The sequence below is a fragment of the Pseudomonas sp. DCB_AW genome, from assembly GCF_026240895.1.
Classification (GTDB): Bacteria; Pseudomonadota; Gammaproteobacteria; order Pseudomonadales; family Pseudomonadaceae; genus Aquipseudomonas; species Aquipseudomonas kermanshahensis.
The window spans coordinates 39987-52155 of the sequence record NZ_JAPFCE010000013.1 but is presented as its reverse complement, the minus strand read 5'-3'; the positions used below and the strand labels follow the sequence as shown (position 1 = coordinate 52155).

Below are 12169 nucleotides of genomic sequence, written 5' to 3'. Positions count from 1 at the left end.
GCCCCTAGCCGTGACGTAGTGATGAACCTGTCCAGCCGTATCCCTTATGTAAAGCAGCAACTGATCTACCTCCTGTACGGTGATCGGCGGATTTACCAGCTGGAAGCCAAGTTCAGCATCCTGACCGCCCTGGCGCGCTGCAAGCCGGCGGAGCTGCCAGTGATTCGTGTGTTGACCGACCAGCCGCAGGCATTCGCCGGTTGGCCGGTTGAGGTGATCGCGCTGGATGACGCGACCCTGCAGGCCTGGACCGGGGAGGGCGGTTATACCCATCGGCGCAAGGCCTGCGCCATTGCGCAGGCGGGGCAGTGGGCGGACAAGACTGTGTTCATCGACACCGACACGGTGTTCCTGCAGTCACCGCTGAAGCTGTTTGGCCAGGTGGATGCCGGGCAGTACCTGGTGGACGAGGTCGAGATGAGCTGGGCCGAGGCGTCGCACCGTGAGGACTACCTCGGCTTCAGCGCAGGGCTTGCGCGTGCGGGCGCTGTGCCGAGCGACGACCTGCGGCTGTGCAACAGCGGTGTCCTGGGCTTCACCCGTGAGAATGCCGGCATTGCCGAACGGGCCATCCAGCGCATCGATGCGTGGACGCCTTACGCCCGTGAGTTGCACACCATCGAGCAGATCGCCTTTTCGTTCGAGTTGCAGGGCGTGCAGATCAACCAGGCGCGTGGCGTGATCAGCCACTACTTTGCGATGAAGCAGTACATCCACGCCATTCTGGAGATTTTCTTCGCCCGCCACGGCGAGCGCTTTACGCCGAAGATGCCTGGCCTGGCCTTGAAGGTGCCTGCGCATCGCCCGGTGCCATCCTGGCTCAACCGCCTTTCGGTCAAGTGGAGCCTTACGCGCGTGCCCCCAGAGCTCCGGGGTGTCGGCCGCAAGCTTTTATATGGCAGTGTCATCGGCAGCGATGATTACCAGCGCGCCTGCAAGGTGGTCTGGTGGCGTTCGGCGATTGAGGACATGCGCCATTTGCGTGGCCTGGACTGGACCCAGGGCTGGCCAGCCGGCCTACCGCGTCTTGGGCGGCGCGACGAGCGTGCGTTCAGCGCCATTGCCCGCGATAGCTTGAAGGTTTCCTGAAGCCGCGCCGCGCATGGGGTGGTAGGGTAGTGCGCAGTCTTCAAGGAGCCTGATATGGACCCGATCACCGCACTTTCCGCCCGCCTGGGCGAGCACCTGCGCCGCTTCAATGCCCAGGTGACCACCGCCGAATCCTGCACGGGCGGTGGCATCGCCGAGGCCATTACCCGCATCCCCGGCAGTTCGGCCTGGTTCGAGGCCGGGTACGTGACCTACTCCAATGCCCAGAAGACCCGCCAGCTGGGGGTGCCCGCGGCACTGTTCGGCCAGGTGGGTGCGGTTAGCCAGGAGGTGGTCGAAGCCATGGCCCGCGGGGCGCAGGCGGCCAGCGGCGCGCGCTTTGCGGTGGCGGTGAGCGGTGTGGCCGGGCCGGACGGTGGCTCGCCGGCAAAACCGGTGGGTACCGTGTGGCTGGCCTGGGCCGATGGCAGCCGTGTCTTCAGCGAGCGCCGCCAGTTCGACGGCGACCGTGATGCGGTGCGCCGACAAACGGTGATCGCCGCGTTAGACGGCTTGTTACAGCTTGGTGCCGAGTAAATCGACGACAGGGGTTTGCGCGCGCGCTTCGCTGTGGAATAATACTGGCTACTTATACAGGTATTCCGGCCATCAGGGCCAAGTCGAACACGTGAGGGTTTCAATGGACGACAACAAGAAACGCGCCTTGGCTGCGGCCCTGGGTCAGATCGAACGCCAATTCGGCAAAGGCGCAGTCATGCGCATGGGCGACCACGAGCGCACCGGCATCCCGGCTATCTCCACCGGTTCCCTGGGCCTGGACATCGCCCTCGGCATTGGCGGCCTGCCAAAAGGCCGTATCGTCGAAATCTACGGCCCGGAGTCCTCGGGTAAAACCACGCTGACCCTGTCGGTCATCGCCGAAGCCCAGAAGAACGGCGCTACCTGCGCCTTCGTCGACGCCGAGCACGCCCTCGACCCGGAGTACGCCGGCAAGCTGGGCGTCAATGTCGACGACCTGCTGGTGTCGCAGCCAGACACCGGTGAGCAGGCGCTGGAAATCACCGACATGCTGGTGCGCTCCAACGCGGTCGACGTGATCATCGTCGACTCCGTGGCAGCCCTGGTGCCCAAGGCCGAGATCGAAGGCGAGATGGGTGACATGCACGTGGGCCTGCAGGCTCGTCTGATGTCCCAAGCGCTGCGCAAGATCACCGGTAACATCAAGAACGCCAACTGCCTGGTCATCTTCATTAACCAGATCCGTATGAAGATCGGCGTGATGTTCGGCAGCCCGGAAACCACCACCGGCGGTAACGCCCTGAAGTTCTACGCCTCTGTGCGCCTGGACATCCGCCGTACCGGCGCGGTCAAGGAAGGCGACGAGGTGGTCGGCAGCGAAACCCGCGTCAAGATCGTCAAGAACAAGGTCTCGCCGCCGTTCCGTCAGGCTGAGTTCCAGATCCTCTACGGCAAGGGTATCTACCGCAACGGCGAAATCATCGACCTGGGTGTTTCTCAGGGGCTGGTGGAGAAATCCGGTGCCTGGTACGCCTACCAGGGCAACAAGATCGGCCAAGGCAAAGCCAACGCCGCCAAGTACCTGGCTGAGAACCCGGCCATTGGTGCCGAGATCGAGAAGCAGATCCGCGAGAAGCTGCTCAAGGCCGGTGCTGCCGCCGAAGCGGGCAAGGCTGCCGCTGCTGAAGCCAGTGCCGACGACGTGGCTGATGCCGACGCCGGTTATTGATCACTGTTGTAGATAGCGACTATGTCCGCCGTACTCGACACCCCCGTCGCCATTCGGCGGACAGCCATGGACCTGCTCGCGCGACGTGAGCATGGTCGCGTCGAGCTGACGCGCAAACTGCGTCAGCGAGGCGCTCTGGATGAGATGATCGAGCCTGAGCTCGATCGGCTCGCCGAAGAAGGGTTGCTCAGCGAGGCCCGCTACCTCGAAAGCTTCATCAGGTACCGCTCCAATTCCGGCTACGGCCCTGCGCGTATACGCGAAGAACTGGGCCAGCGTGGCCTGGACCGTGGCGATATCGATCAGGCGTTACGGGAAAGCGGTGTGGATTGGGCGCAGCGTTTGATGGATGTCTGGCAACGCAAGTTTGCCGGGCAACGCCCGCATGACCCCCGCAGCCGTGCCCAGCAAACCCGATTCCTTGCCTACCGTGGGTTCTCCCTGGAAATGATCGGCCGCCTGCTCAGCGGTCGGGATCTCGACGACTACTAAAACGGTGTGAGAGCCGGCTTCGCCGGTGAATGAGGGCACGCCAGTCCCCACAGGTGCGGCGCTAGACTTGGGGGTTACACAGTTCGGGTGGGAGCGGCGGTGCGGCGATCCGACTTGTCCCGCGAATGCGGATACGCGGTGCATGGCACCGGCTTCGCCGGTGTTCGCGGGGCAAGCCCGCTCCCACGTTACCTGTGGGAGCGGGCTTGCCCGCGAAGAGGCCGGAACAAGCACCACAAGACAGTTGCTCCCACAAGGTAGCGGTGAGTCTCAACTAACCTTCAACGCCTCCCTGGCCCGCTGAGTCGTGTGCATAGGCTGAGGCTTGGCCCAGTTTTCCGGCAGGTTGATAAAGTCCACCAGTTCGCGCAGGCGGCCCTGGTCGCGGCCGTTGAAGGCGAACGACAACCGGGTCAGATGGCTGAAATTACCCACCTCGTGTTCCGCGCCGCTGTCGGCGTGCTGGTGGTATTTGCCGCTCAGGCGCAAATCGGCGAAGCCCTCCTGGATGTCGTACAGCGCCGCCTCGCTGAGCGGGTGATGCATGCGGATCACGAACTGGTTTTTCAGCCAGCGGCTGGAGTGGTAGTTGCTGTAGAACTGGTTGATTTCCTCAACCGCCTCATCGGCGCTGTGCACCAGGCGCACCAGCTTGAGGTCGCTGGGCAGGATGTAGCGGTTTTCTTCGAGCTGACGGCTGATGAAGTCGAGGCAGTCGCGCCAGAAGGTGCCCCCGGGTGAGTCAAGCAACACCACCGGCACCAGCGGGCTCTTGCCGGTCTGGATCAGCGTGAGCACTTCGAGTGCTTCATCCAGCGTGCCGAAGCCGCCAGGGCAGAGCACCAGCCCATCAGCCTCCTTGACGAAGAACAGCTTGCGAATGAAGAAGAAGTGGAACGGCAGCAGTTTGTCGGTGCCGTCCACCGTGGGGTTGGCATGCTGTTCGAACGGCAGGGTGATGTTGAAGCCCAGGCTGTGGTCGCTGCCGGCCCCTTCATGCGCTGCCGCCATGATGCCGCCGCCAGCGCCGGTGATGACCATCAGGTCGGAGCGTGCCAGGGTGGCGCCCAGTTCACGGGCCAAGGCGTACATTGGGTGTTCCAGCGGGGTTCGGGCCGAGCCGAACACCGTGACCTTGCGACGGCCCTTGTAGCGCTCCAGGGCGCGGAATGAATGATCAAGCTCGCGCAGCGCCTGCAGGGTGATCTTGGCGCTCCAGCGATCTGTGTCGTCGTGGGCCATGCGCAGGATGGTCAGCATCATGTCCCGGTACAGCGGCAAGTTGGGGCTGTTTGGTGCAACCAGTTGCAGCTGTTCGTCAATCTTGCTCAGGTCGATGTTGTTGTCCCTGAAGTGATTGAACAACAGCTCGTTGGGTTGGTAAGGCATTCAACGTCTCCTTCTGCAGCAAAACCTCTGACCGGGTCGATGGTGTGTCCCGGCCGCGACACTGCGTGCGTCGCTGGCTGCTCAGGCTCGAGTGTGTACCCCGAGCGTTGCAGTAGGCCTTCAAGGCCATGGTGCAGTGGCAAAAATCCATCTGGGCGTTTTTTGGCGCTCTCGCTATCAATCTAGACCGTTGCGCCTGATCGTGCCGAAGTGATGGCGAACGCCGCTCGTCGGCGCGCAGCCTATGGGGGTGAGGGTTTGATTAACTGGGAAAGCGAATCGTATCGATGCAGGAGGTGGCGGTATGCATCGCTTGACCATCGAAGTGGACCGGCAGCTGTATCAGCAGCTGGAACATGCAGCTCAGGTGCATCACCTGAGCCTTGAGGCAGAGTGCCGTCGCAGGCTTTCGGGGCTGGAGTGCCAGTCACGCTACCTGCAAGCGCTTCTGGCAGAGTTGCGCGCCGATGCCGAGGAGGAGCAGTGGCGCGCCCCTGATGACCACCCCGTGGTCTAGGTTTACTTCTTCTTGCTGCCCGCGACGCAGCTGGCGGCGTCAAATGCCTGGTCCATGACTGGCTGGTTGGTCTTGTAGACCGTGAAGCGATAGACCATGACGGCGCCCTTGGACATCAGGTTGCGGAAGCCGCTGTTACGGCAGACGCTGTCGCCCAACTGGCTGCGCACTTGCTCGGGGTTGGCCTGCATGCGCTCGGCGTGGCTCTGGCGCACGCTCAGGTGGTTGACCAGCGCCTTGCCTTCGACGGTATAACCCTGATCGAGGATGTCTTCGTTGATGGCGCGCGGCGTGCCGACGCTGCTTTCCGTAGCGACCTTCTGCAGCATCTTGTTCAGGTCGTAGTCCTGTTTGGACGCCGCCTGGGCCGCCAGGGGCAGGGTGAGCAAAAGGCTCAGGGTCGGGACGATAAGACGCAGCATGTATCTCTCCTGGTTCAATGACTGGCGGTTTGACATGCGCCGGCAGGTGGCGTTCCCTGATGCGCGCTTTTGCGCGCGTCAGGCTCGCCAAAGTGTCGATTATAAGGGGCCAGCCCGTCCCGCTGCACGGCAAATGACGCCTGCTCTGGTAGACTTGCGTTTTGTGTATCCGAGCCGTCGCAGTGTGCATTTTCAACCTGTTCAAAGGCCTGCCAGCATGAGCCACGCGGTAGCGCGCTTGCGCGCCGAACGCCTGGCCCGCAGCAACAAGCCGTTCATTGCCCGTGGTTCACGGGCCGTCCGTTGCCCGCATTGCCGGGTCATTGCCAGCCATTGCCTGTGCGCCTGGAAGCCCCGGGTGCCGGCGGAGTCGGGCGTGTGCCTGCTGATGCACGACACCGAGCCACTGAAGCCGACCAACACCGGTTGGCTGATCGCCGACCTGGTCGAGGACACCTCGGCCTTCGGCTGGCAGCGTACTGCGGTGGACGACAACCTGCTGGCGCTGCTCGAACAGCCCCAGTGGCAGCCCTATATCGTTTTCCCCGGCGAGTTCGTTGCTCAGGAACGGGTGGTCAACGAGGTGGTGCGCGAACCCGGCAAGCGGCCGTTGTTCATCCTGCTCGACGCCACCTGGACCGAGGCGCGCAAGATGTTCCGCAAGAGCCCCTACCTGGACCGCTTCCCGGTGTTGAGCCTGGAGGCCGAGCAGATGTCGCGCTACCGCCTGCGCCGTTCCAAACGTGACGATCACTTCTGCACGGCGGAAGTGGCGGCCATGTGCCTGGAACTGGCCGGCGACCAGCGCGCCTCCCAGGCTCTGGACGCTTACCTGGACGTGTTCAGCCTGCACTACCTGAGCGCCAAGCGGCATTTGCCGCTGGATGAACACGACGACGCGCATCAGCGTTTGCATACCTTCCTATAGTCCAAGGGGCAGTCGGGCCGGTTTGGTTCATAATGTCGGGGCTGGCAGCCAGGGTGGGCGAGTGTGGCAGGGCAATTGGCTTGACCACCCCGACCGTGCTCGGCATCCTTGGCGCCGATTCGGGCACGCCGAAGGTGCCGTTACCCCGGACTTCGCCGTGCCTTTCCGCCAAGCGCCCTTACTACCCCGCAGCGCCTGGCACAGAACAGGATCCTTAGATCGATGGCCACTTACGAAATCCTGATTGCCGATGACCACCCACTGTTTCGTGGCGCCCTGCGCCAGGCTGTTACCCTCGGCCTTGGCGCCGATGTACGCCTGGTTGAAGTGGCGAGCATTGCCGAACTGGAAACCCGACTGAGCGAAAAAGCCGACTGGGATCTGGTCCTGCTGGACCTGAACATGCCGGGCGCCTACGGGTTCTCCGGGCTGGTCCTGCTGCGTGGGCAATACCCGCAGATCCCCGTGGTCATGGTGTCGGCGCAGGAAGAGGCAGCCGTCGTGGTCAAGTCCCGCGAGTTTGGTGCCAGTGGTTTCATTCCCAAATCCAGCCCGCTGGAAGTGATTCAGGACGCCGTGCGCAAGGTGTTGGACGGTGAGGTCTGGTGGCCGCCGCAAGCCTTCGAGAAAGTCGATGTTTCGGCTGAAGCCAAAGCGGCCAGCGAAGGCCTGGCCAGCCTCACGCCCCAGCAGTTCCGCGTGCTGACCATGGTCTGCGAAGGCTTGCTGAACAAGCAGATCGCCTATGAGCTGAGTGTCTCGGAGGCCACCATCAAAGCCCACGTGACGGCGATATTCCGCAAGCTGGGCGTGCGCACGCGCACCCAGGCGGCCTTGCTGCTGCAACAACTTGAATCGGTTGCCAGCCACTAACTGGCTGCTTCTTCACGCTTTTTTGACCCCAGCTGGACTAGTCTGCCGGCCTTTCATCGGTGAAGTGACGCACATGTCGCCATTCAAAGGCCAGACCGGCCTCAAACGTATCTTCAACGCCGCCGGCTATTCGCTGGATGGTTTGCGCGCCGCCTTCAAGGGCGAGGCCGCGTTCCGTCAACTGGTACTGCTCAATGTGCTGCTGATCCCGACCGCCTTCTGGCTGCCGGTCAGCCGCGCGGAGCGGGCGATCATGATCGCGGTGTGCCTGCTGGGCTTGATCGTCGAGCTGTTCAACTCGGCGGTAGAGGCTGCCATCGACCGCATTTCGCTTGAGCGTCACCCCTTGTCGAAAAACGCCAAGGACATGGGCAGCGCCGCGCAGTTGGTGGCACTCACCATGGTTGCGCTGGTCTGGGGCGTTATTCTGCTCTAGGCAATAGGCGGTAGCACGATCTCATCACTGCGGGTGAAGCCCGCGGTGAAGTTGCGGCATAGCTCCAGAAACTCGCGCATGGCCGAGGTCTGATACTTCTGCTTGTGCCAGATGAAATAGAACTGACGCATCAGGTCCAGCTCCGGGGTTTCGACCGGTACCAGGCTGCCGCGGCGGAAGGCATCGCGCAGGGCCAGGCGCGAAATGCAGCCGATGCCCAGGCCAGATTCCACTGCACGCTTGATGGCCTCGGTGTGTTCGAGCTCCAGGCGAATGTTCAGGTTGGCGCGGTGGTGGCGCATGGCTTGGTCAAAGGTCAGGCGCGTGCCGGAGCCTTGCTCGCGAAGTATCCAGGCCTCTTGCGACAACGTCTGAATGTTCGCGCGGCCCAGCGTTGCCAGTGGGTGCTGGGGCGCACAGAACACGACCAACTCGTCTTCGACCCAAGGCTGAACTTCCAGGTTCGGGTGGTTGCAATCCCCTTCGATCAGACCCAGATCAATTTCGTAATGGGCGACCTGTTGCACAATATGCGCAGTGTTCTGCACATGCAGCTTGACCTGGCTTTCCGGGTGCACCTGCATGAAGCTGCCGATCAGCAGGGTCGCCAGGTAGTTGCCGATGGTCAGCGTGGCGCCGACCGCCAGCGAGCCGAAGGCGGACTTGCCGTTGAGCAGGTCTTCGATTTCCTTGGCCTGGTCGAGCAGGGCGACAGCCTGTGGCAGCAGCTGATGGCCCAAGGCGTTGAGGCTCAGGCGTTTACCGGCGCGATCGAACAGCTGGCAGCTGGATTGGCGCTCGAGTTCGGTGATGGACGTGCTGGCGGCCGACTGCGAGAGCGCAAGCAGGCCAGCGGCCCGCGAGACGCTTTGATGCTGGGCTACGGCGACGAACACCTGAAGCTGACGGAGAGTGAATCGCATATCTATATAACCGATAACACATATCTTGATAATTCAGTTAACAGATATTGTCGCTGCCCCTAAACTATCGCGCAACTGCGCGTCTTGCGCGCGCTGCGTCTTTCTTCAGGAGCCTCATCGATGAGCAACATGAACCACGAACGTGTCCTCAGTGTGCACCACTGGAACGACACCCTGTTCAGCTTCAAGTGCACCCGTGATCCGGGCCTGCGCTTCGAGAACGGTCAGTTCGTGATGATCGGCCTGCAGCAGGAAAGCGGCCGCCCGCTCATGCGCGCCTATTCCATCGCCTCGCCGAACTGGGAAGAGCACCTGGAATTCTTCAGCATCAAGGTGCCGGACGGCCCGCTGACTTCCCAGTTGCAGCACCTTAAGGAAGGCGACGAGATCATCATCAGCAAGAAGCCTACCGGCACCCTGGTCCTCGACGACCTGAACCCGGGCAAGCACCTGTACCTGCTGAGCACCGGTACTGGCCTGGCGCCGTTCATGAGCGTCATCCAGGACCCGGAAACCTACGAGCGCTTCGAAAAAGTGATCCTGGTTCACGGCGTGCGTTACGTGAACGAAGTGGCCTATCGCGAGTTCATCACCGAGCACCTGCCGCAGAACGAGTTCTTCGGTGAGTCGGTGCGTGACAAGCTGATCTACTACCCGACCGTGACCCGCGAGCCGTTCGAGAACCAGGGCCGCCTGACCGACCTGATGCGCAGCGGCAAGCTGTTCAGCGACATCGGCCTGCCGCCGATCAACCCGCAGGACGACCGTGCGATGATCTGCGGTAGCCCAAGCATGCTGGACGAAACCAGCGAAGTGCTCGACAGCTTCGGCCTGAAAGTCTCTGCCCGCATGCGCGAGCCGGGTGACTACCTGATCGAGCGCGCCTTCGTCGAGAAGTAACCCGCAGACGGGTACGAAAAGGCGACCCTCGGGTCGCCTTTCTTATGCCTGGGATCACTGCATTGTCTGTACTGGCCTATTCGCGGGTAAACCCGCTCCCACAGGTGGTGCGTAGGCCTCAGGCAATGCATGGCCCTGTGGGAGCGGGTTTACCCGCGAATAGGCCCGGTCATTCGACACGCGTCTCGCCGCTGTACTCCAATATCGCCCGACACCGCCTGCACAGGTAGCGCCGCCCCTGGCGCACCAGCTTGTGCCGCTGCGCAGTAAACGGAAAGTCGCTCTGCGGGCAGGGGCAGCGGTAGATGTAGCGCGTGACCACCCGCCGTTGCACTGCGTAGTTATGGCAGCGGTTGGGCGGCAATTCATACACCCCGCGCATGATCAATTGCCATTCCTCGCCATGGGCCTGGATGCGCTCGCCAAACAGCTGGTGAGCCACCAGGTGCGCCACCTCGTGGGCCACGGTCTGGCGCAGGAAGTCCTCCTGGTTTTCGCGGTACAACTGCAGGTTGAAGCGCAGCAGGTTCTCGTGCAGGTGAGCGACGCCGGCCTTCTGGCCGCGCAGCTTGAAGCTGATTTCCGGGCGCGGGAAGGGGCGTTTGAAGAAGGTTTCGGCTTGCTGGTAACAGGTTTCGACGCGTTGTTTGAGCAGCTCGGGCATGGCGGGGTAATTCTCCTGACCAGGCATTATGCCGCAAGCCCTGGCGGCTTGCCGAGCCACCGGTCAGCACACAGCCAGAAGCCGCCTTGCGGCGGCCTCTGACTTGATGCCCCAGTGTTGGTTCTGTGTAGTTATCGCGCTAGTTGGTATAGACGGGCCCCACGCCCAGTCCCCAGATGATCACGGTAGCGGCCATGATCGCTACCAGCACCACAAGGCCCACCGCCAGCACCGAGCTGGAAAACAGGAAGCCTTCATCGGACGGAATGTTCATGAACGTCGGCAAGCCGACATACAGCAGGTACACGGTATAACAAATGGCCGCAGTGCCGATCAGCATACCCAGCCACAGGTGCGGGTAAAGGGCTGCCAGGCCGCCAAGGAACAACGGGGTGGCGGTGTAGGTGGCAAAGGCAATGCACTGCGCCATGGAGGGGTTGGCATCGTAGGTGCGGGCCATCCAGTGGATGAACGCGCCCATCACCGCCACCCCGGCGAGCATCGCCAGGTAGGACATGATGCTCATCCAGATTGCGCTTTCCATGGTCAGCATCACTGCCGGCCGGTCGCCAATCACCCAGCCCACCTGGGTAGTACCGATAAATGCGGAAACGGCAGGGATCGCCGCCAGGATCAAGGTGTGCGTCAGGTACATGTGGCTGATGGTTTCTTCTTCGCCACGAATCTCCCGCCACTCCTGATCGGGATGGGTAAACAGCCCCACAACGTGATGAATCATGCCGATCACTCCTCTCAATGTTGCCAAACGCCCCCCAGATGGAGCGCAAGCGGCCCGAGGCCCGAACACCGATGCAAGCGGTAATGTGGCCTTATGTCGCAGTATAGGAAGCGGTTACCGGCACAAACCGTGCTTTTTAGAGCAAATTGCGCTGTCAGGCGTGCTGTTGATTACAACGAAGTCTTTATCGGAATGCCTACAGCGCCGCGTAGTTTGTGCGTAAAATAGCCGGCTTTTGTCACACCTCGCGGATCCAAGCGCTATGGGCACCCTCTCGGTCAACCAGAACAAACTGCAAAAACGCCTGCGTCGTCTCGCCGGCGAAGCCATCACCGACTTCAACATGATCGAGGATGGCGACAAGGTCATGGTCTGCCTGTCCGGCGGCAAGGATAGCTACACCATGCTCGACGTTCTGTTGCACCTGCAGAAGGTGGCACCGATCAAGTTCGAGATCGTGGCGGTGAACATGGACCAGAAGCAGCCGGGCTTCCCCGAGCACGTGCTGCCGGCCTACCTCAAAGAGCTGGGGGTCGAGTACCACATCGTCGAGAAAGACACCTACTCGGTGGTCAAGGAACTGGTGCCCGAGGGCAAGACCACCTGCTCGCTGTGCTCGCGCCTGCGCCGTGGCACCCTGTACACTTTCGCCGACGAAATCGGCGCGACCAAGATGGCCCTGGGGCACCACCGCGACGACATCGTCGAGACGCTCTTCCTCAACATGTTCTTCAACGGCTCGCTCAAGGGCATGCCGCCCAAGCTGCGTGCCGACGATGGCCGTAACGTGGTAATTCGCCCGCTGGCCTACTGCAGCGAGAAGGATATCCAGGCCTACTCGGACATGCGTGAATTCCCGATCATCCCGTGCAACCTGTGCGGCTCGCAAGAGAACCTGCAGCGCCAGGTGGTCAAGGACATGCTGGTGGAGTGGGAGCGCAAGCACCCGGGCCGCACCGAAAGCATCTTCCGCGCGCTGCAGAACGTCGCGCCGTCGCAGTTGGCAGACCGCAACCTGTTCGACTTCACCAGCCTGAAGATCGACGAAAACGCCACGCCGCGTTTCCTCGATGTGCTGAACATCTGACC

15 protein-coding genes are annotated in these 12169 nt (G+C 62.1%); 10 read left to right on the top strand and 5 right to left on the bottom strand.

Annotated features, from left to right (window positions below; genetic code table 11):
- The first annotated feature begins 21 nt into the window (after positions 1 to 21).
- From OO306_RS10725 to recX, 4 genes are all read left to right on the top strand, one after another.
- On the top strand, positions 22 to 1089 hold the full coding sequence (locus OO306_RS10725; RefSeq protein ID WP_265968612.1) for a hypothetical protein: 1068 nt from the start codon (positions 22 to 24) through the stop codon (positions 1087 to 1089).
- Between the two features lie 54 nt (positions 1090 to 1143).
- Complete coding sequence (locus tag OO306_RS10720) at positions 1144 to 1626, top strand: CinA family protein (RefSeq protein WP_085272752.1); 483 nt, start codon at positions 1144 to 1146, stop codon at positions 1624 to 1626.
- Between the two features lie 103 nt (positions 1627 to 1729).
- Complete coding sequence (gene recA / locus OO306_RS10715; RefSeq protein WP_027595825.1) at positions 1730 to 2797, top strand: recombinase RecA; 1068 nt, start codon at positions 1730 to 1732, stop codon at positions 2795 to 2797.
- A gap of 21 nt (positions 2798 to 2818) precedes the next feature.
- Positions 2819 to 3289: a recombination regulator RecX gene (recX, locus tag OO306_RS10710; protein ID WP_027595826.1), complete on the top strand. Its 471-nt coding sequence runs from the start codon at positions 2819 to 2821 to the stop codon at positions 3287 to 3289.
- A 270-nt stretch (positions 3290 to 3559) separates the two neighbouring features.
- Here the strand turns inward: recX and OO306_RS10705 are convergent, their stop codons facing one another.
- Positions 3560 to 4678, bottom strand: coding sequence for an LOG family protein (locus OO306_RS10705; protein ID WP_085272753.1), 1119 nt, complete (start codon positions 4676 to 4678; stop codon positions 3560 to 3562).
- Positions 4679 to 4982: 304 nt separating this feature from the next.
- Between OO306_RS10705 and OO306_RS10700 the strand changes: the two genes are divergently transcribed.
- Entirely contained in the window at positions 4983 to 5195 is a 213-nt protein-coding gene (locus OO306_RS10700) for a hypothetical protein (protein WP_085272754.1), read from the top strand.
- 2 nt (positions 5196 to 5197) lie between these two features.
- Here the strand turns inward: OO306_RS10700 and OO306_RS10695 are convergent, their stop codons facing one another.
- Entirely contained in the window at positions 5198 to 5617 is a 420-nt protein-coding gene (locus tag OO306_RS10695; protein ID WP_027595829.1) for a quorum-sensing-regulated virulence factor family protein, read from the bottom strand.
- 217 nt (positions 5618 to 5834) lie between these two features.
- Here OO306_RS10695 and OO306_RS10690 point away from each other — a divergent pair, with 217 nt between their 5' ends.
- The 3 genes from OO306_RS10690 to OO306_RS10680 all read left to right on the top strand — a co-directional run bounded on the left by OO306_RS10690 (position 5835) and on the right by OO306_RS10680 (position 7854).
- Complete coding sequence (locus tag OO306_RS10690) at positions 5835 to 6545, top strand: tRNA-uridine aminocarboxypropyltransferase (RefSeq protein WP_265968608.1); 711 nt, start codon at positions 5835 to 5837, stop codon at positions 6543 to 6545.
- A 222-nt stretch (positions 6546 to 6767) separates the two neighbouring features.
- Positions 6768 to 7418: a response regulator transcription factor ErdR gene (erdR, locus tag OO306_RS10685; RefSeq protein ID WP_027595831.1), complete on the top strand. Its 651-nt coding sequence runs from the start codon at positions 6768 to 6770 to the stop codon at positions 7416 to 7418.
- 73 nt (positions 7419 to 7491) lie between these two features.
- Positions 7492 to 7854 carry a diacylglycerol kinase gene (locus OO306_RS10680; RefSeq protein ID WP_027595832.1) on the top strand — a complete coding sequence of 121 codons (363 nt, stop codon included), beginning with the start codon at positions 7492 to 7494 and terminating at the stop codon, positions 7852 to 7854.
- On the opposite strand, the gene finR is transcribed toward OO306_RS10680, so the two are convergent.
- Complete coding sequence (gene finR / locus OO306_RS10675) at positions 7851 to 8777, bottom strand: LysR family transcriptional regulator FinR (RefSeq protein WP_265968604.1); 927 nt, start codon at positions 8775 to 8777, stop codon at positions 7851 to 7853. The genes OO306_RS10680 and finR overlap by 4 nt on opposite strands.
- 120 nt (positions 8778 to 8897) lie before the next feature.
- Here finR and fpr point away from each other — a divergent pair, with 120 nt between their 5' ends.
- A complete protein-coding gene (gene fpr / locus OO306_RS10670; RefSeq protein ID WP_016501130.1) occupies positions 8898 to 9677 on the top strand; it encodes a ferredoxin-NADP reductase in 780 nt (259 codons plus the stop codon).
- Positions 9678 to 9846: 169 nt separating this feature from the next.
- On the opposite strand, the gene OO306_RS10665 is transcribed toward fpr, so the two are convergent.
- Positions 9847 to 10341 carry a SprT family zinc-dependent metalloprotease gene (locus OO306_RS10665; RefSeq protein ID WP_027595834.1) on the bottom strand — a complete coding sequence of 165 codons (495 nt, stop codon included), beginning with the start codon at positions 10339 to 10341 and terminating at the stop codon, positions 9847 to 9849.
- A gap of 139 nt (positions 10342 to 10480) precedes the next feature.
- Positions 10481 to 11080: a Yip1 family protein gene (locus tag OO306_RS10660; protein ID WP_027595835.1), complete on the bottom strand. Its 600-nt coding sequence runs from the start codon at positions 11078 to 11080 to the stop codon at positions 10481 to 10483.
- 262 nt (positions 11081 to 11342) lie between these two features.
- Between OO306_RS10660 and ttcA the strand changes: the two genes are divergently transcribed.
- The gene (gene ttcA / locus OO306_RS10655) at positions 11343 to 12167 is read left to right on the top strand and encodes a tRNA 2-thiocytidine(32) synthetase TtcA (protein WP_265968603.1); all 825 of its coding nucleotides are present in this window, start codon (positions 11343 to 11345) and stop codon (positions 12165 to 12167) included.
- Positions 12168 to 12169 lie beyond the last annotated feature (2 nt).